The following is a 19,257-nucleotide window of genomic DNA, read 5'->3' as shown; positions in this document are numbered from 1 at the left end:
GATGGGGAAACCAAAGATGTCTAGCGTATTATCTGCCGCCCGCAAGGCCCTGGTGTCTGCGGGGGTATCGCGATTATCCGCTGTGGTGTGCGGCGTATCCGGCGGGCCGGATTCGATGGCGCTTTTAGATGCCCTGTTGCAGTTGAAAGAGGAACAGGGCTTTTCTTTGTGCGCGGCGCACTTTGAGCACGGGCTGCGCGGCGAGGCCAGCCGGGCAGACGCCGCCTTTGTCGCCGCTTTTTGCGCGGCGCGGGGCATCCCCTGCCAGATGGCCTCGGGCGATGTGGCGGCCTTTGCCAGGGAAAAGGGCTGCTCTACCGAGGCAGCGGCCCGCCAGATGCGGTATGCTTTTTTTGAGGACTGCATGCGGGCGCGCGGCGCCGGTTTTCTGGCTTTGGGGCACCATGCCGGCGACCAGGCTGAAACGATGCTGATGCGGCTGCTGCGGGGCGGCGGCACAGGGGCGCTGGGCGGCATGGCGCCGGTGCGGCGCAGCGGCCCGGGGCTTCCCGAAGGGAAAGGCTGCGCGCTGGTGCGGCCGCTGCTGGAATGTACGCGCCAGGATATTCTGGATTATTGCGGCCAGCGCAGTTTGGCCTATCGCAGGGATGAGAGCAACGCCAGCGACGATGTGTTGCGTAACCGCATACGCAACCAGCTGGTGCCCGTGCTGCAGACCTATAACCCGCAGCTGGAACGGGCGCTGGGCAGGCAGGCCAGCATATTGCAGGCGGAATCGGACTATCTTGAGCGGGCGGTAGGGGCTTTACTGCAAAAGGCCTACGCCCCGCGATACAACGCCTGGCGGGCACGGCCCCTGGCCGGCGCGCATCCGGCGCTATGCCGCAGGGCAATCTACCGCCTGGGGCAGCAGGCCGGCGCGCAAATGGATTTTGAGCATGTGGAAAGGCTGATGCAGGCGCTAAAGGGCGAAGGCGGAACGTTTACCCTACCGGGGAATGTGGCGGCCCAGGTTTCCTGTGGATATCTGCTCTTTGCGGCGGCGGGACATGAAAAGGCTGTATTGCGCGCGCCTATCGGCCGAACGGGCGAGGGAAGCGTCCTGTTGGAGGGTGGCGGCGCACTGCGCTGGCGATACCTGGATCAATTGCCCGGAGATTGGCGTACGCAGGCCCCGGGCAGGCTCTATCTGGATGCCCAGGCTCTTTCGGGGGAGGCGTACATACGCACGCGCAGGCCGGGCGACCGGTTCCACATGTTGGGCGGGCCGGGCCCGCAGCGGCTAAAGGATGTGCTGATCCACTGGAAGGTGCCGCAGCTGCGGCGGGATGCGCTGCCGCTTTTGATCTGCGATAGGGGCATTGCCGCGGTAGCGGGGCACATGCCGGCCCATTGGGCCAGGATTACTCCGGGCAGCTACAGTTACCTATGCTTGGAAATAACGGATGAATGATAAAAAATTACGATAAACGGTCAATAATAGGGCGGAGGATTAAACAATGGTTAAGGGCAAGGTAGAGCAGATTCTCATCACCAAAGACGAGATCGCCACGCGCGTGGCGGAGCTGGGACGCAAAATTACCGAAGATTACCGCGGACGCGATCTGTTGATCGTGGGCATCCTAAAAGGTGCCATCGTGTTTTATTCGGACCTGTGCCGGAGCATCGACCTGCCGGTGAAAATGGACTTTATGTCGGTCTCCAGTTACGGAGCGGGTACGGTCTCCTCGGGGATCGTCAAGATCAATAAGGACCTGGACCACTCCTGTGAAGGGGTGGACGTTTTGATCGTAGAGGACATTATCGACAGCGGACTGACCCTGCAGTACCTGAAGGAATACCTGATCAGCCGGCAGGTTCGCTCGCTGAAGGTCTGCTGCCTGCTGGACAAGCCCGAGCGGCGCAAGTGCGACCTGGTGCCGGACTACTGCGGATTCCAAATTCCGGATGCCTTTGTGGTGGGATATGGGCTGGATTATGCGGAGTACTTTAGAAACCTTCCCGATATCGGGATATTAAACCCGGATGCATAGGCGGAATGCTTGCGCGAATCCCTAGATTATGCTAAAATTCTTTGGATAAAGCCTAGCGAATGCGTATAAGGTTAAATAGATTGTTAAAGTAGGGCTTCGGCCCTGGTGAGGAGGCAAGGGATTGAAAAAAATTATCCGTGGACCAGGATTTTTTGTCCTGCTGATTTTGGTCATCGTACTGATGTCTACGCTGTTTGGTAGCTTCAGTTTCAATACGCAGACGGATGAGCTCAACTACAATACCGAATTTCTAGAGCTGGTCAAGGAGGATAAGATCGCCAAGGTAGCCATCGTGGATAACACGCTGGTGGGCCTTTATAAAGAATCGAAGATTCGTGAGGCCGATTTCCCCAATAGCTATGACTTTAAGACCATGATTCCCAATCGGGATCTGTTCTTCGAGCATGTATCCGCTATTAAGGGCGGGGACGCCAACGATCCTTCCGCAGTAGGGTTCACCATCGATATTTTACCCACGCCGGAGCCTTCGATCTGGTCCATGCTGCTGCCGTATATCGTGATGGCGGCGCTGTTTGGGCTGCTGTGGTTCTTTATCATGCGCCAGCAAAATGCGGGCGGCAACAGTGCCATGAGCTTTGGCAAAAGCCGGGCCAGGCTGCAAACGCCCGAGGATAAAAAACGGGTCACCTTCCAAGATGTTGCGGGGGAGGAAGAGGAGAAAGAGGAACTGGTAGAGATCGTTGAATTCCTCAAGAACCCCAAGATCTTCATGGAACTGGGGGCGCGTATCCCCAAGGGCGTGTTGCTGGTGGGCCCTCCGGGCACGGGTAAAACGCTGTTGGCCAAGGCCGTTGCCGGGGAGGCGGGCGTGCCGTTTTTCTCCATCAGCGGTTCCGACTTTGTGGAGATGTTTGTGGGCGTGGGCGCCTCGCGCGTGCGCGACCTCTTTAACGAGGCTAAGAAGAATCTGCCCTGTATCGTATTTATCGATGAGATCGACGCGGTGGGCCGCCAGCGCGGCGCCGGACTGGGCGGCGGACATGATGAACGCGAGCAGACGCTCAACCAGCTGCTCGTTGAGATGGATGGCTTTGCGGTGAACGAGGGCATTATTATCCTGGCGGCCACCAACCGCGCGGATATTTTGGATCCGGCGCTGTTGCGCCCCGGCCGTTTCGACCGGCAGATCTATGTGAACTATCCGGACGTCAAGGGGCGTGAGGAGATCCTCAAAGTGCATATGCGCGGCAAGCCCCTGGCCAGCGATGTGGACCTGCCCACCCTGGCGCGGCTGACCCCTTATTTTACCGGCGCGGATCTGGAGAACGTGCTCAACGAGGCGGCCATCCTGGCGGCGCGGCGGCATAAAAAAGAGATCGGCATGGATGAAGTGAAAGAGGCGATCAGCCGGGTATCCATGGGGCCGGAAAAACGCAGCCGCGTGGTCATCCCCAAGGACAAAAAGCTGGTGGCTTATCATGAGGCGGGCCACGCCGTAGTGGCCCGGGCCCTGCCCAACTGCGACCCGGTGCACGAGGTTTCCATCATCCCCCGCGGCATGGCGGGCGGCTATACCCAGACCTTGCCGGATGAGGATACCAGCTATATCAGCAAGGGTAAGCTGCTGGACCTGATCGCCATGGCGATGGGCGGCAACGCGGCAGAGAAGCTGATCTTCGACGATGTATCCACCGGCGCCACCAGCGACCTGCAGCACGCTACCGATATTGCCCGCAAGATGGTGACTGAATACGGCATGAGCGATGCCATCGGCCCGGTGTATTTAAGCGACAATGGGCACGAGGTTTTCCTGGGCCGCGACTTTTCGCCCCAGCATAAGTACAGCGAGGCGGTGGCGGCCAAGATCGACAAGGAGATGCGCGATATCCTGGAAAAGGGATATGCCAAGGCTGAGGAGGTCATCAACGCCAACCGTGACCGTTTGGAGCGCATCGTAAGCGCGCTGATCGAGCACGAAAAGCTGGACCGGGCTATGTTTGAGGCGCTGTGGGTGGGCGAACTGTTGCCCAGCGGCGATCAGTCCGGCGAAAAAGAACTGGTGGATCAAGCGCCTGAAGCGGGCGAACTGCCCAGCGCTGAGGAGGGCAAGGCGCCGGATGTGAACGGCGGCATGCCCGAGGCGGGCGAATAAGTAACAGAAAATAAAAAAGCGTGGAACGAAAAGTTCCACGCTTTTTTATTTCTCATCGTGTTAAAAGGAAAAGGGGTTGCAGGATTTTGCGCCCTTATCAGTCCTCCAGTAACGGACGCAGGTAGTCGACCCCATCTTTCAAAGACTGGAAAGGGTCGTAATCAAAATATTCCTGCTCGACGATATACCAATCCACGCCCTGGGCTTTAGCCAGCTGCAAAATAGGCGCAAAGTCCATGGCCCCCTGCCCGATGGTGCAGTCGTCCTCCTCGCCAAAGGCGTGCATATCTTTGATGTGCAGCAGGGGCACGCGCCCGGCGTATTTGCGCATGAAGTTGAGCGTGCCGTACTTGGCGTAATCGCACCAGGCGGTATCCAGCTCTACCTGGCAGAACTCGGGAAGGGTATTCTCCAGTAGAATATCCATCCCCGTTACACCGCCAAGATCGGTAAATTCCCACTGGTGGTTGTGAAAGGCAAATTGCAGTCCGTTATCACGGCATTTTTGCCCCACCTGGGTAAAGAAACGGGCTGCGTTTTTATAGTCCTCCACCGTGGCGGTATCCCGCTGGGGCAGCGCCGGGCAGGCAATGTACTGCCCGCCCAATGCCTTAGCTGCGGCGATCTGGGCGTCCAGATCCTCCTGTAGGGCCTTAAGACCTACATGAAAGCTCATGGTGCCTAGGTTGAGCTCATCCATATAGGCGCGCAGGGCGGCTGGGTCTTCGCCAAATAGCCCTGCGAATTCTACGGCGTCATAGCCCATCTGTGCGGTTTTCTTCAACACGCCGCGCAGGTCGTCCGGCGTGTATTCCCGCAGGGAATAAAGTTGCAAGGCCAATTTATTCATCGACACAACCTCCTATTTGCGGCAGGCCCAAAGCCTGCCGATATTGTATGCCGCCTGGCGCATCAGTTCCTGTGCGTCCTCCATAGCGGCCTTTAAAGGCATGGGGCCGCTTACGGTGGAAAAAACGGCGGTGATGCCTTCGTCATACAGATTTTCATACCCCGGCGCCAGCCCGCCGGATAGTACCACGACCGGCACCCCATAGGGGCGCGCGCACTGGGCAACGGCGTAGGGCACTTTGCCAAAAAGGGTCTGGGCATCGGTACGCCCCTCGCCGGTGATGACCAGATCGGCCTTGGCGATGGACTGGGCCATATGGGTCGCCTCAATGATCAGCTCGGCACCCGGCGCGAGAGTGGCGCCGCAAAAGGCGATCAACCCGGCGCCAAGGCCGCCCGCCGCGCCGGAACCGGGGATCTCGCGTACGTCGATGCCAAGCTCGCACTTCAGCACGCCGGCATAATGCGCCAAGGCCCGATCCAGCTGGGCGATCATACGCTCATCCGCACCCTTTTGCGGCCCGTAGACGGCGGATGCGCCAGAGGGGCCGCACAGAGGATTGGTCACGTCGCAGGCAACGGAGATCGTAGCCTGGCGCAGCTGCGGGATCAGCCCCGAACAATCAATTCGCGCTAGATCACTTAGCGCCGCACCCCCGGGCGGGAGCGGACGCCCCTTTTCATCCAGCAGTTTGGCACCCAACGCCTGCGCCATGCCCGCGCCGCCGTCGTTAGTGGCCGAACCGCCAATGCCGATGATTAAATGTTTGGCGCCGCGCTCCAGCGCGTGGCGCATCAATTCCCCCGTCCCCAGGGTGGTGGCGCGCAGCGGGTCGCGCTGGTGATGGGCCACAAGCGGCAGCCCGGAGGCCGCGGCCATCTCGATCACCGCGGTTTCCCCGTCGGGCAGCATGCCGTAAAAGGCGTTTACCCGCGCGCCCAAAGGCCCGGTCGCCTCCACGGAGATCAGCTCTCCGCCGGCTGCGGTCAGCAGCGCCTCTACAAAGCCTTCGCCGCCGTCGGCCATGGGGATCTTTTGCACCTGGCAACCGGGTATCGCCTCGGTCAGCCCAGCCTCAATGGCTCTGGCGGCCTCCAGGGCGGATAAGCTCCCCTTAAACGAATCGGGAGCGGCAACAATACGCATAATCATCCCCCTTTAATGAATTAACGAATATGAGTGCATTATACCATGCGGGGACTGGAATGGACAGACTGTTGAATAGACAAGTTGCCCCAAGCATATTCTTAAACGAGGATGGGAGGGGATGATCCGTGAAGGGGAAGGACTGGTTTTCAATCGCGATACCGTTTGCGGCAGGCCTGCTATTAGCCGCTGCCGGATGGCTGATAATGGACGTCAAAAGTGCATGGTACCTGGGGCTAAAGCAACCCCCGTTTGCGCTGGCGATAGGCCCGCAGATTGCCTGGGCTGGCATATACTGCTTTTTGGCAGCGGCGGGCGCCTTGCTTTGGGAACGGGGATACGAGCGATATCTGCTATGGCTGGGGCTGGACGGGCTGATCGGTTTGGCCCATAACCTGGTGCTTTTTCAGCTGCACGACCTGGTGATCGGCTTGCTGCTGCTGGCACTGGCAGCGGGGCTGGCGGCCTTTCTGATCCGTAAACTGTGGACGCGCACGGTAGGCCCGGCGCTACTGCTCACCCTGCCCTTTATCTATATGGTCTATGGCCTGGCGGTTCAGTACTGCGTCATTATGATCAATTAACCGCGTCGTTTGACCGGGAAAAGACCCGGTGCTATACTGAGGGCAAACGTAAAGGAGCGCCTGTTTTATGGGAGATCACCCGACCTTTGAAGGAAAGGCTGCGTGTTACGCGGCGGGCCGCAAGGGCTATGCCCAAGAGGTGTACGACTTTATCGCCAGCCAGGCCCCGGCGGGGGAGTATCCCGTTGCGGCGGATATGGGCAGCGGCACCGGGCTTTTCGCACAAGGGCTGCTGGAGCGGGGCTACGCGGTTTTGGGCGTGGAACCTTTAGCGCAGATGCGCGAGATGGCACAAGACCGCCTGGGCAGTATGGTTAGGTATCGCGCAATACCGCAAAGCGCGGAGCAAACCGGCCTTGACAGCGGGAGCATAGACCTTATTACCGCGGCTTCGGCCTTCCATTGGTTCGATTGGGACCGGGTCCGCCGGGAATGGGCCAGAATACTGCGGCCCGGCGGCAAGGTCTTTGTGATCCAAAACTACCGCGTTTACGAGGATGAATTGACGAAGGCGCAGCACGCGGTTTGCGCGCGCTATGGCAAGCATTTTACCAGCCTGAACCATGGCTATGAAAAGGTCGCCTCAGGGTGTGAGATGTTTTTTGCGGATAAACCCACGCGGGTGGATATTGCCTTTGACCAGATCTATACCGCCGAACAGTTTATTGCGCGGGGTTTGTCCTCTTCTTATGCGCCGGCGCCGGGAGAGGACGGGTATGAGGGCTACCGGGAGGGCTTGCAGAGGAGTTTCGAGCGGTTTGAAGAGGGCGGGCGGGTGACGATGCGTAACCGCACCGCCATTTGGTGCGGCACGCTTTGATGGCGCCGCCGCTGGGAAATTTGTTTTAAGCCGCCTTGCTATTAAGAAAAACCCCCGTTCCACAAAAAAGTGGAACGGGGGTTTTGATGTCGGTACACTGCGGCTTAAAGATCCTCAAACAGCTCCAGGGTCTCGCCGGCGGCGCCGGTGAAGAAGATCAGCTTGGCGTTTAAGGGCTCGTTGTTTACCGGCTCTTCAGTGCGGAAAGCCACGCCCTTGGCCTTGAGCTTTTCGACGATCCCGTCGATCCCCTTAACGGCGATGGCCACGTGCTGCACCATGCCGGTCTCCTTTTCCACCTGGGTTAGGTCGGCAGGCTGGATCAGCTCCAGCGTCAGCGTGCCCAGGCGCACAAAGGCGATCTCCGTGGCGGTGCCGTTAGGCTGGGGGAGAGAAACGCGCTTGAACATCTCAAACCCCAATACGTCGGTATAAAATGCTTGTGTTTTGGCTAGGTCCGTCGTGCGTACGCCGATGTGATGCAGGCCGATCATCTGGCCCTGGCAGCAAGTGCAGCTCATGAAAGTGACCTCCTAAAATAATCTTGCTCACGCGCAGTAAAAACGCATAGGGATATTTTAACACATTAAAGTGATGAGGGGAAGGGTAAGCGGCGCGGTTTTTGCCTTGAAATGTAGCTGCAATAGTGATAAGATGATACAAAATATGCTGGTATCGCAATGAACCGGACATACGAAGCTGCAACGCACAAAAGGACAGTCAGGTATCCGCAAGCGGAACTTGAACGGAGGAATGAAAAGTGAAAAATCGTAATCCTGCTACACCGTCGCGAACGAAGGTGCGCAGCCTGGTCATCGTAGGGATGATGGCTGCGCTGACCATGGTGATGGCGCTGACGCCGCTGGGCTTCTTGCGCCTGCCGCTGATCTCGATCACGCTGCTGCACCTGCCGACTATTATCATCACGATTTTGGAAGGACCGTGGATGGGGATGGCGACAGGGCTGATGTTTGGCCTGGCCAGCTGGTATAATGCGGCTACGACGGCGGGGTTACTCAATGTATTCTTTCTCAACCCCGTGATCTCGGTGCTGCCGCGGCTGATCATCGCCCCGGTCACCTGGGCGGTATACCGGGGGATGTGCAAGCTGTTTAAAAAAGGGCGCCAGGTGCTGCCCATCGCGGTAAGCGCGGTGGTGGGCACGCTGACCAATACGGTAGGCGTGCTGGGGCTGCTTTATGTGGTCTACGCGCAGGATATCGTCACGCGTTTTGCCGCCTTGGCGGGGGAGAATGCGGCCGCAGGCGCGGCAGTGGCCCAGTATGGCATGCTGCAAGACCCCTTTCAGGGCGTGGCGCTGTTTTTGTGGGCCACGGTGGTGACCAACGCCATCCCTGAATGCGCGGTGGCGGTGATCGCAGCCATCCCCGTCATCCTGGCCGTGCGCAAGCTGGATCGGACGCCAACGGCGTTGATGCGCCGCCAGGCCCGATAGAAAAGCCTTACGAAAGAGGAGTATGCGATGTTTTTAGTGGTGGATGTGGGCAATACCAATATCAAATCCGGCCTTTTTGAGGGCAAAAAGCTGGTGGACTCCTGGCGCATTGCCACCCACCGGACCAAGACCTCGGATGAGTACGGCATCGATTTTATGAACCTTTTCCATATGAAGGGGCAGAGCATGAAGGATGTGGACGGGGTGATCTTCTCCTCGGTGGTGCCCTCCATCAACTATACCTTGGAGCATATGCTGCGCTATTTTTTCCATGTGGATCCCCTGATCGTAGGCCCCGGCATTAAAACGGGGCTCAACATCAAGTATGAAAACGCAAAGGAATTGGGGTCGGACCGTATCGTCAACGCCGTGGCGGCGTACGAGATTTACGGCGGCCCCTGCATTACCATCGATTTTGGTACGGCGACCACCTTCGGCGTGGTGTCGGAGGAGGGCGCCTTTGTGGGCGGGGCCATCTGCCCGGGCATCAAGATGTCCATGGAGGCGTTGGTGCAAAACACCTCCCGCCTGCCTAAGATCGAGCTGATCCGTCCGGAGAGCGTGATCAACCGCAACACCATCAGCAACATGCAGGCCGGTATCTTTTACGGCTTTGTAGGCCTGGTGGATTATATTGTAGGCAAGATGAAAGAGGAGATCGGCGCGGAGAAGATCCCGGTAGTGGCTACCGGGGGGATGAGCAACATCATCGCTGCGGAGTCCACCACGATCGATACCATCGATCCGGAACTGACGCTGCAAGGGCTGCGCATCCTCTACGAGCGCAATCAAAATTAATGGCATAAAAATTAGGCGCGGGAGTGATCCCGCGCTTATTTTTTACGCATAAAAGCAGGATTTAAAGCGGCAGCTAAAAGACGGGTTTCGCCGCTCTAAATGTACATTTCAAGCGCTTTTAATACCATTTCACATAGATGTTGTTGTTTGCGCGCACGGGCGCATGCTATAATCAAGCAACGTAGGCAATAGGGGCTACCCCCAAAGCGTTGCATTTTTTTGAAGGAGGCGGCTATGCAGTTTATTATCGAACACCTTTCCAAGCGCTTTGATAAAAAAGAGGTGCTTAAAGACATCTCCTTTACCTTTGACAGCGGCAAAATTTATGGCCTGCTGGGCCGCAATGGCGCGGGCAAGACCACGCTTTTCAACTGCGTCAACCGGGATATCAAGGTGGATGGCGGCAGCTTTCTGCTGGATGAGGCGGGGCAAAAACGCGAGGTAAAGGCCGAGGATATTGGGTACGTACTTTCCACCCCCACGGTACCGGAGTTTTTGACCGGACGCGAATTTCTCAAGTTTTTTATCGAGATCAACGAAAAAAGCATTGGCGAGCGCCGTGAGATCGACGAATATTTTGAAATGATGAATATCGCCCCAGAGGATCGGGACCGGCTGCTGAAGGACTATTCCCACGGCATGAAAAACAAAATGCAGATGCTGATCAATATCATCGCCCAACCCAACCTGCTTTTACTAGACGAACCGCTCACCTCCCTGGATGTGGTGGTGGCCGAGGAGATGAAGCAGCTGCTGCGCAAACTCAAGCAGGGGCGCATCATCATCTTTTCCACCCATATTATGGAGCTGGCGCTGGACCTCTGCGACGAGATCGTGATCCTGAACCACGGCACTTTAGAGGTGGTGGACAAGGCAAACCTGGATAACCAGGATTTTAAGGACAAGATCATTGCGGCCCTGAAGGAGGAGGACCATGTTTAACGCCTTTCGCATATCCTTTTCCCTCAAGAATACCTATCGGGTCAACAGCATTTTATATGCCATCAAACAGCTGCCGCTGATCAAAAGGCTGCTGCCCAATTCGCTCTATGCCAGCCGGGGGCTAAAGACCTTTGCAAACGTGCTTTCGGCTATCTGGGAGGTGATCTCTACCTTTTTGGGGAAGGGGATCTATCTACTGGCGATGGTTTTTGGCCTGGGGCTGCTATATCAAGATGTTCCCCAGGGCGACTTGTTTGGGCATATGCTGCTGTTTTTGACCGCGATCGGCGCGTATATGAACACCTACATGTTCAACCCCACAAACGATAAGTATTACGCCATGGTGCTGATGCGGATGGATGCCCGGGCCTATACGCTGTCCAACTATACGTATGCCATGCTCAAGGTGGTCATAGGCTTTTTGCCGCTGGCGCTTTGGGTGGGGATGATGCAGGGGGCGCCGCTTTGGGTGTGCCTGTTGATCCCGTTTTTTGTAGCCGGCGCCAAGCTGATCGCCGCATGGCTGTTTCTGCTGCGCTATGCGCGTACCGGGGAGGCGGTAAACGAGAACCTGCCGCCCAAAATCGCCTGGCCGTTGGCGGGCGTGCTGCTGCTGGCGGCCTATGGACTGCCGCTTCTAGGCATCGTGATCCCGGCGGCCGTATTTGGCGGGGTCGCCATTGCCATAGTGTTGGCAGGGGTTTATGCGGCTATAAAGATCGCGCGATTTAAAGAGTACCGCGCCATGTATCAGCTGATCCTGGCGGATAAAAAGACGGGGCTGGACTATAAAAAAACAGTGCAGCAGGCTACCCAGGAGGCCAGCCGCAAGTCTATCAGCGCGGATATCCATATCACCAGCCATAAAAAAGGCTTTGAGTACTTTAACGAGCTGTTCGTCAAGCGTCACCGCAAGGTGCTGTGGCGGCCGGCCAAGCGGGTGGCGGCTATCGCGCTGGCCTGCGTGGCCGGGCTGCTGTTGGCCTTTAAATTGAACCCTGAGATCAGTCAAAAGACGAACGAGCTGCTCATGAGCTTTTTACCGTACTTCGCGTTTATCATGTATATGATCAACCGCGGTACCTCCTTTACCCAGGCCCTGTTTATGAATTGCGACCACAGCATGCTTTCCTACGCATTTTATAAAAGGCCGGATTTCATTTTAAAGCTGTTCCGCATCCGGCTGCGAGAGATCATCAAGGTCAACTTGCTGCCGGCCGCCGTCATAGGGTTTGGGCTGGGGCTGCTGCTCTTTGCTTCAGGCGGTACGGCCAACCCCGTTCATTACCTGATCATACCACTTTCCATCCTGGCGATGAGCGTCTTTTTCTCGGTGCATTATCTCACGTGCTATTATCTGTTGCAGCCCTATAACGCCAATACCGAGATCAAGAGCGCCACTTACCCGGTGGTTACCTGGATCACCTATATGGTTTGCTTTGTTTTGATGCAGGTGCGCATGGATACGCTGGTATTCGGCGTCATGGCCAGCGCATTTTGTATCCTTTATTGCGTCGTGGCCTGCATATTGGTATATAAGCTGGCTTATAAAACCTTCAGGCTGCGCAGTTAGACGGGCGTTAAAATTAACAAAACCGCCTATGAAAAAGGGCGGAAAAAGTGTATACTGTTATATAAGTCAATAGATAAACGGCGGCGCTGTTAGCCCGCTGAGAAGTGGGGGTAATTTATGCTGCAGGCAAAGCTTTCGGTATCCAGAGAAGAGGCGATCTCTTCCATCGACGAGCGGCTGTATGGCTCTTTTGTAGAGCATCTGGGCCGGGCCGTCTATGGCGGCATTTATGAGCCGGGGCATCCGCTCTCGGATGAGCACGGCTTTCGAAAAGATGTTTTGGATATGGTGCGGGAGGCTCGCGTGCCCATCGTGCGCTACCCGGGCGGCAACTTTGTATCCGGCTACAACTGGCGCGATGGGATCGGCCCGAAGCAGGACCGGCCCAGACGGTTGGAGTTGGCCTGGGCGGCCATCGAGACCAACCAGTTTGGCATCGACGAGTTTGCGGACTGGTGCCGTGCCGCGGACACCCAGGGAATGATCGCCGTTAACCTAGGCACGGGTACGCCTAAGGAAGCGGCGGAGCTTTTGGAATACTGCAACCACCCGGGCGGCACGGCGCTCAGCGACCTGCGCAGGGCCAACGGCCACGCGCAGCCGCATAATTTTCGCGTCTGGTGCCTGGGCAATGAGATGGACGGGCCCTGGCAGATCTGCGGGCTGACGGCGGATGAATATGGGCGCAAAGCACATGAGACTGCTAAGATGATGCGCTGGGTCGACCCCGATATCCAGCTTGTGGCCTGCGGCAGCTCGGCCATGGAGCTGCCCACCTTCCCGGTTTGGGACCGCAAGGTTTTGGAATATACCTATGAGGATGTGGATTATCTCTCCCTGCACCGCTATTATAAGTACAAGGGAGATGCAAAGGAGCTGATCACCTCCTTTGCGGATATGGACCGGTTTATCGATACCTTGAGCGCCACGATCGATTATGTCAAAGCGCTTAAGCGCACGCGCAAGCAGGTCAAGCTGTCCTTTGACGAGTGGAACGTGTGGGACAGCGAGATGCCCCTGCCCGGCCGCTGGCTGGAAGGGCCGGAATCCCATCAGCAGTATTACACGTTGCTGGACGCGCTGGCGGTGGGCGGCATGCTGTGCACCTTAATCAACCACTCCGACCGGGTGCGGATGGCCTGCCTGGCGCAGCTGGTCAACGCCCTTTCGCCGGTGCTGACGAAAAACGGCGGCGGAATGGTCAAGATGCCAACGTATTATCCCTTCATGCAGGTATCCACCCTGGGGCGCGGGCAGGCGTTGGCCGTGCGGGTGCAGGCCCCGATGGTAGAGACCGAGCACTCGGGCGATGTGCGCACGCTGCAAAGCGCCGCGGTGTACGATGAGCAGGCGCGCGAAGTGCGGGTATTTGCGCTGAACTGTAATGAGGAAGATATGCTATTGAACCTGCGCCTGGAGGCATTTGAGGGCGAACTGCGCATGGTGGAGCATACCGTGCTGGACGGGGAGGACCTGATGGCGGTGAACGATTTTGACGCGCCTGAGCGGGTCAAGCCTCACGCGGCGCCCTGCACCCCTGTTGCGGGAGAACGCGCGCAGATCCGTCTGCCCGCCCAATCCTGGAACGTGATGCGCTTCCAGGTATAAATAGGATAACAAGGGCTTTACGCCCATGGATTGCAACTTTGGAAGGAGGCCGCTATGCGGGTAGTTAAAGTAGGGTTTTTAGGGTTTGGTAACATCGGTTCGGGTGTTTATCAGGTTTTGCGGGATAATGCCGACCTGATCGAGCATCGGGATGGGCTGCGCTTCGAGGTCAAGCGCATGCTGGTACGGGATGTGAATAAGAACCGCAAGTTCATGGTGGGCACCAAGCTGACCACGGATGTGGCCGATATCGCCGGCGACCCGGAGATCGAGTTCGTCTGCGAATTTATGGGGGGCATTCACCCCGCCCGGGAGTATATCCTGGAGGTATTGAAAGCGGGCAAGACCGTGATCACAGCCAACAAGCAGGTGCTAGCCAACTGCTGGCCGGAATTGCAGGCCGCAGCGCAGGAAAGCGGCGCCGGGCTGTATTTTGAGGCCAGTGTGGCCGGCGGCATCCCCATCATCCGCACCATGTGGGATTCTATCCAGGCCAACCATATCGATTCGATCATGGGCATCATCAATGGCACCACCAACTACATCCTCACCCGCATGACGGAGGAGGGCCTAAGCTACGAAGAAGTGCTGGAAAGCGCGCAGAAGCTGGGCCTGGCTGAGCCCGACCCCACCAGCGATGTGGAGGGGTATGACGCGATGTACAAGCTCTCGATCCTGGGATCGATGGGCTTCCATACCCGGCTGCCTATCGATGTGATCTATCACGAGGGCATCACCAAGGTGACCAAAGAGGACATCGCCTACGGCAAGGAGATGGGCTATACCCTCAAGCTGCTGGCCATCGGTAAAAAGCGGGGCAACGAGGTGGAGGCGCGGGTACACCCGGCCTTTATTCCCAATACCCATCCGTTGGCATCGATCCGCGGCGCCTTTAACGCCGTGTTTATGCATGGCGATGCGGTGGGGGATCTGATGCTGTACGGGCGCGGCGCGGGTGACCTGCCTACGGCCAGCGCCATCATTTCGGATCTGGTCTACGCCTGCCATCAGGATAAACACCGGTACATGACCTTTAAGAACCAACCATTCCTGGACCCGGGAACGACCATTTTAGAGGATTGGGAGAGCGAGTACTATCTGCACGTCAAAGTGGTGGATAAGCCCGGCGTGCTGGCCAAGATGACCCAGATCTTTGCCGACCATGAGGTCTCCGTTGCCTCGGTGTTCCAAAAGAATACCTCGGCCAAGGAGGGATCGGCCTCGGTGGTGTTCGTCACGCACAAGACCAGGGAGCTGGCGATGAAGTCCGTTTTGAAGGACCTGGAGGCCGAGGCGGATGTGCTGGAGATTAAAAACTGCATCCGCGTGGAAGAGGGAGAGCAGGACGCTTAAGTTTGCTTAAGGCTTACAAATAGAAAGGATGAGGCAAAATGCTGTTTAAACCGGAACAACTGGACAACGAACTGCGCCATGAGGTGCGCGGCGGCAAGGGCGACGTGCGCTTTATCACCCTGCCCAAGGATCAGCTGCCCAATAAGACCCGCTTGTTTGGCACCATTGTGATCCCGGAGGGCTGCTCGCTGGGCGTGCATGACCATGTAAACGAGACGGAGTTCTATTACATCATCAGCGGTACCGGCATCGGCGACGATAACGGCAAGCAGGTGCAGTTCGCCCCTGGCGACATCATGACCTGCGGCAATGGCGCTACCCACAATATTGAGAACAACGGCAAGGGAGATTTGGTACTGATCGCCTGCGTTGTACTGGATTAAATGTAACGCAAATAAGCCAGAAAAGAGTAAAGTCCGCTGCTTTTACGCGCACTGCGCCGACGAGCCACGGGCTTTTTCTTAAAAAAGTGAGAGGTGTGCGGTGGCGTTTCAGATTTGCCAAATGTAAGGTTTTGCTGTAATCGGCAAAGAAGGTTCGACGCGGGATGGTGAAGGAGTTATTCAGCGTTTGTGGGCGCAAACCAACCGGGATTTTGACCAGATCGAGCCGTTGGCGCTGCGCAAAGGGGAAGAACTGGTTGGATTCTGGGGGTTGATGAGCGATTTTTCCCGCAGCTTTGCGCCCTGGACAGAAGATTTTACGCAAGGGATTTATCTGGCGGGCGTACAGGTGCCGTTGGAGGCGCAGCCGCCGGAGGGATGGGTCAAGTGGACTGTACCGGCTTTTGGCTATGCGTACACGGCAGTAGAGGGGAACTATCAGAAAGTCTTCCGGGCGGGACTGGCGTATTTGCGGGATAATGGGCTGCGACTCGTGGGCGCAGTACAGGAATATAATCGCCCACAGGATGAACAAATGTATTTATATTTCCCCATTGCGCGGCTGTAGCAAGGGTGCGAAAAGGCAGCTTGCGTGAAAACCGCCGGGGAGGCAAGGTTTAGGCGCTGCGAAGGTCGAAGTGATCCATGAGGGCGAAGAAAATACAACAAAGCGGCAGAGAAATTCTCTCTGCCGCTTGAATTATTACGGGCTTATTTCTTTTTCTTATCTTTGTCCCGCAGGTGATTGCGCCGGATCTTACCGGAAATGGTCTTGGGCAGCTCCTCCACAAACTCCACCACGCGGGGGTATTTGTAAGGGGCGGTGTTCTTCTTTACATGGGTCTGCAATTCCTTTGCCAAATCATCGCTGGCCTCATACCCGGCGGCCAGCACGATGGTGGCCTTGACCAGCTGACCGCGCACCGGGTCCGGCACGCCGGTGATGGCGCATTCCAACACCGCCGGGTGCTGCATGAGCACGCTCTCTACCTCAAAGGGCCCAATACGGTAACCGGAGGATTTGATGATGTCATCCGCCCGGCCGACAAACCAGAAATAGCCGTCCTCATCCCGCCAGGCCAGGTCGCCCGTATGGTACACGCCGCCCGACCAGCAGCTTTGCGTCAGCTCCTCGGCCCGGTAATACCCCTGGAAAAGGCCCACGGGCTTGCCGTCGCCGGTGTAGATCACCAGCTCGCCCTCTTCGCCCACATCGCAGGGACGGCCCTGTTCGTCGATCAGGTCCACATGGAAGGCGGGGGAGGGCTTGCCGCCCGAGCCGGGTTTAGCCTCCAGCATGGTAAACGTGCCCAGGATGGGGGTGGACTCGCTCTGCCCAAAGGCCTCTTTAATGGTGATGCCGGTGGCCTCGCGGAACTGATTGAATACCTCGGGGTTCAGGGCCTCACCGGCGGTGGAGGCGTATTTCAGCGCGGAGAAATCGTACTTGGACAGATCCTCCTTGATGATAAAGCGATAGATCGTAGGCGGCGCGCAGAAGGTGGTCACCTTGTATTTGGTGATGACTTCCAGCAGATCCTTTGGCACAAACTTGTCAAAGTCGTAGATGAACTGGGCCGTGCCCGCGATCCACTGTCCGTAGATCTTGCCCCAGCCGGCCTTGGCCCAGCCGGTATCGGCCACGGAAATGTGCAGCCCGTCGTCCACCACGTTGTGCCAGTATTTAGCGGTGATGATATGCCCCAGGGGATAGGTGTAATCGTGCGCCACCATCTTAGGCATGCCGGTGGTGCCGCTGGTAAAGTACATTAGCATGGTATCGCCATTATGGGGCAGATCCTCATCTGCGGGCTTTTGGAAGGTGACCGACTCATCCGCCAGGGCTGCGTCCGCATCCACCCAGCCCTCACGCTGGCCGCCCACCAACAGCTTGTTCTCAAGGCTGGGGCAGATGGCGCTTGCCGCGTCCACCGCGGAAACCAGCGGCTCTTCATCCCAGGCAATGATGGTGGTGATATCCGCCGCGTCGCACCGGTAGACGATATCCTTGGCCGTGAGCAGATGGGTCGCCGGGATGGCGATGGCGCCCAGCTTATGCAGGGCATAGATGTAAAACCAGAACTCATACCGGCGCTTTAACACCAGCATGACCGCATCGCCCTTTTTTACGCCCAAACGGCGCAGCAGGTTGGCGGCCTGGTTGCTCTTTTCCATGATGTCCTTAAAGGTAAATTCCGCTTCGTTCCCCTGCACATCGCACCAGACGATGGCGCGCTTGTCGGGGTACTCCCGGCCGTAGCGATCCACAATGTCGTAGGCAAAATTGAAGCGCTCAGGCACCTTTAGGATGTAGTTGCGCGCAAAGTCCTCGTAGTCGGTAAATTCCGTCTTCACCAAGTAGTCTTTTAAAAAGTTGGCCATGAAAGTTATGCTCCTATTCTAGTGGGAAGCCTCCTGCAGCACGACGATGGCGATGAACTTGACAGGCTTGTCGTCCAGCGCCTGCATGCCGTGGGAATAGCCGGAATCATAAATAATGGAATCGCCCTCGTTTAGGATCAATTCCTTATCGTGCAGCGTCAACTTCATGCGCCCCTCGATGATATAATCGAACTCCTGCCCCGCGTGGTTGTGGGGCACCGGGGGCATATCTGGGTCAATCTCCACGTACAGCGGCTCGACCGCCCGGTTGCTGAAGTTAAAAGCCAGATCCTGAAAACGGTATTCCCGGTGGCGGTTCACCGGCACGCCCTTGCCCTTGCGTACCAGGCAATAGGTATGCAGCTTGGCGTCGTCGCCCGTTAGCAGTACATTTAGCTCCACGTTAAAAATGTTGGATAGTTTGTAAAGCACGCCGATGGGAATATCGGTAGTGCCCTGTTCATACTGCTCATACTGCTCGACCGGAATGGCGAGCAAATTGGCGACCCGCTCGACAGATAAGTCCGACAACTCTCGCATTTCCTTGATCCTGCGGATCATCTCCATAATCTGTTCGGACATCATTTAGACCCCCTTTGGTGAAAGTTCGCATCACTTCTTATTAAAATCATTGTCTTATTATAGACGCCGCTGGAACAAATTGCAAGTGATTTAAAGTGTGATTGCAGCCGATCGCAGGTAGCAATTTTGCGCTGGGGCAATTCGCGTAAAAAACGGCTTTCAAAGGCATTGGCGGATATGATATACTACTGTTAAAAGCCGAAGAAATGGGGCGCAGGGCTGGGCGCGCCATCGCCAAAGATGAAGGAGGGCCTTTTAAAATGATCAAACACGTGGTTTGCTACAAGTTAAAGGATAACAGCGAGGAGAATAAGCAGCGGGTGATCAAACGCATGATGATGGGGATGAAGGACCGCATTCCGGGTCTTTTGTCCATCGAAATGGGGTCAGATTTTATGGGCTCGGAGCGCTCGTATGACCTGGTGCTGATCGAGACCTTTGCTACCCGCAGGGATATGGACGGGTACCTGGCCCACCCGGCACACCAGAACGTGCGCCGTTTTATGAAGGAAGTGCGCACGGATTCCGTGGCGGTGGACTTTTACTTCTAAGATCGATGAGATGCGCCGCGCACCCGGTGGGCTTTAAAGGGTGCGCGGCTTTTACCGTTTAACGCATTTTTTTCGGGTTGATTTTTTGCCTGAGGTGGACTATAATATTCGATAAATAGCGA

The 19,257-nt window shown here is 56.9% G+C and carries 19 protein-coding genes; 14 read left to right on the top strand and 5 right to left on the bottom strand.

All coding sequences use genetic code 11. The annotated features are described in order from the left end of the window. Positions 1-16 precede the first annotated feature (16 nt). The 3 genes from tilS (at position 17) to ftsH (ending at position 4,107) form a co-directional block, all read left to right on the top strand. Positions 17-1,414: a tRNA lysidine(34) synthetase TilS gene (tilS, locus tag H8699_RS00325; protein WP_249283964.1), complete on the top strand. Its 1,398-nt coding sequence runs from the start codon at positions 17-19 to the stop codon at positions 1,412-1,414. 46 nt (positions 1,415-1,460) lie between these two features. Beyond that, on the top strand, positions 1,461-1,994 hold the full coding sequence (gene hpt / locus H8699_RS00320) for a hypoxanthine phosphoribosyltransferase (protein ID WP_249283963.1): 534 nt from the start codon (positions 1,461-1,463) through the stop codon (positions 1,992-1,994). Between the two features lie 121 nt (positions 1,995-2,115). Then, a complete protein-coding gene (ftsH, locus tag H8699_RS00315) occupies positions 2,116-4,107 on the top strand; it encodes an ATP-dependent zinc metalloprotease FtsH (RefSeq protein WP_283244106.1) in 1,992 nt (663 codons plus the stop codon). 97 nt (positions 4,108-4,204) lie between these two features. Here ftsH and H8699_RS00310 read toward each other — a convergent pair whose 3' ends face one another. Together H8699_RS00310 and H8699_RS00305 are read right to left on the bottom strand one after the other, a co-directional pair. Continuing rightward, complete coding sequence (locus tag H8699_RS00310) at positions 4,205-4,957, bottom strand: sugar phosphate isomerase/epimerase family protein (protein ID WP_249283962.1); 753 nt, start codon at positions 4,955-4,957, stop codon at positions 4,205-4,207. Positions 4,958-4,969: 12 nt separating this feature from the next. Next, on the bottom strand, positions 4,970-6,103 hold the full coding sequence (locus tag H8699_RS00305; protein WP_249283961.1) for a glycerate kinase: 1,134 nt from the start codon (positions 6,101-6,103) through the stop codon (positions 4,970-4,972). Between the two features lie 128 nt (positions 6,104-6,231). Between H8699_RS00305 and H8699_RS00300 the strand changes: the two genes are divergently transcribed. Together H8699_RS00300 and H8699_RS00295 are read left to right on the top strand one after the other, a co-directional pair. Further along, positions 6,232-6,687 carry a tryptophan-rich sensory protein gene (locus H8699_RS00300; protein WP_330605071.1) on the top strand — a complete coding sequence of 152 codons (456 nt, stop codon included), beginning with the start codon at positions 6,232-6,234 and terminating at the stop codon, positions 6,685-6,687. A gap of 67 nt (positions 6,688-6,754) precedes the next feature. Beyond that, the gene (locus tag H8699_RS00295; protein ID WP_249283959.1) at positions 6,755-7,507 is read left to right on the top strand and encodes a class I SAM-dependent methyltransferase; all 753 of its coding nucleotides are present in this window, start codon (positions 6,755-6,757) and stop codon (positions 7,505-7,507) included. 104 nt (positions 7,508-7,611) lie between these two features. Here H8699_RS00295 and H8699_RS00290 read toward each other — a convergent pair whose 3' ends face one another. After that, positions 7,612-8,028: a VOC family protein gene (locus tag H8699_RS00290; protein ID WP_138295572.1), complete on the bottom strand. Its 417-nt coding sequence runs from the start codon at positions 8,026-8,028 to the stop codon at positions 7,612-7,614. 239 nt (positions 8,029-8,267) lie between these two features. Between H8699_RS00290 and H8699_RS00285 the strand changes: the two genes are divergently transcribed. From H8699_RS00285 to H8699_RS00250, 8 genes are all read left to right on the top strand, one after another. Continuing rightward, positions 8,268-8,963, top strand: coding sequence for an ECF transporter S component (locus H8699_RS00285; protein WP_138295573.1), 696 nt, complete (start codon positions 8,268-8,270; stop codon positions 8,961-8,963). A gap of 27 nt (positions 8,964-8,990) precedes the next feature. Beyond that, positions 8,991-9,761: a type III pantothenate kinase gene (locus tag H8699_RS00280; protein ID WP_147518117.1), complete on the top strand. Its 771-nt coding sequence runs from the start codon at positions 8,991-8,993 to the stop codon at positions 9,759-9,761. 234 nt (positions 9,762-9,995) lie between these two features. Further along, positions 9,996-10,703 carry an ABC transporter ATP-binding protein gene (locus H8699_RS00275; RefSeq protein WP_249283958.1) on the top strand — a complete coding sequence of 236 codons (708 nt, stop codon included), beginning with the start codon at positions 9,996-9,998 and terminating at the stop codon, positions 10,701-10,703. Continuing rightward, the gene (locus tag H8699_RS00270) at positions 10,696-12,276 is read left to right on the top strand and encodes a hypothetical protein (protein WP_249283957.1); all 1,581 of its coding nucleotides are present in this window, start codon (positions 10,696-10,698) and stop codon (positions 12,274-12,276) included. Before H8699_RS00275 ends, H8699_RS00270 begins: the two co-directional genes overlap by 8 nt. A gap of 117 nt (positions 12,277-12,393) precedes the next feature. Next, the gene (gene arfA, locus H8699_RS00265; RefSeq protein WP_249283956.1) at positions 12,394-13,884 is read left to right on the top strand and encodes an arabinosylfuranosidase ArfA; all 1,491 of its coding nucleotides are present in this window, start codon (positions 12,394-12,396) and stop codon (positions 13,882-13,884) included. 54 nt (positions 13,885-13,938) lie between these two features. Next, a complete protein-coding gene (locus H8699_RS00260; RefSeq protein ID WP_249283955.1) occupies positions 13,939-15,237 on the top strand; it encodes a homoserine dehydrogenase in 1,299 nt (432 codons plus the stop codon). 38 nt (positions 15,238-15,275) lie between these two features. Beyond that, on the top strand, positions 15,276-15,620 hold the full coding sequence (locus H8699_RS00255; RefSeq protein ID WP_138295579.1) for a cupin domain-containing protein: 345 nt from the start codon (positions 15,276-15,278) through the stop codon (positions 15,618-15,620). Between the two features lie 187 nt (positions 15,621-15,807). Continuing rightward, entirely contained in the window at positions 15,808-16,188 is a 381-nt protein-coding gene (locus H8699_RS00250; protein WP_249283954.1) for a GyrI-like domain-containing protein, read from the top strand. Positions 16,189-16,331: 143 nt separating this feature from the next. Here the strand turns inward: H8699_RS00250 and H8699_RS00245 are convergent, their stop codons facing one another. Together H8699_RS00245 and H8699_RS00240 are read right to left on the bottom strand one after the other, a co-directional pair. Then, on the bottom strand, positions 16,332-18,002 hold the full coding sequence (locus H8699_RS00245; RefSeq protein ID WP_249283953.1) for an AMP-binding protein: 1,671 nt from the start codon (positions 18,000-18,002) through the stop codon (positions 16,332-16,334). Positions 18,003-18,020: 18 nt separating this feature from the next. Continuing rightward, entirely contained in the window at positions 18,021-18,584 is a 564-nt protein-coding gene (locus H8699_RS00240) for a helix-turn-helix domain-containing protein (RefSeq protein ID WP_138295582.1), read from the bottom strand. 260 nt (positions 18,585-18,844) lie between these two features. Between H8699_RS00240 and H8699_RS00235 the strand changes: the two genes are divergently transcribed. Next, positions 18,845-19,135: a Dabb family protein gene (locus tag H8699_RS00235; RefSeq protein WP_138295583.1), complete on the top strand. Its 291-nt coding sequence runs from the start codon at positions 18,845-18,847 to the stop codon at positions 19,133-19,135. Positions 19,136-19,257: the final 122 nt, after the last annotated feature.

The sequence above is a fragment of the Luoshenia tenuis genome, from assembly GCF_014384745.1.
Lineage (GTDB): Bacteria > Bacillota > Clostridia > Christensenellales.
Note: the sequence above shows the minus strand (reverse complement) of the source record. Positions and strands in the feature narration are given on the sequence as shown.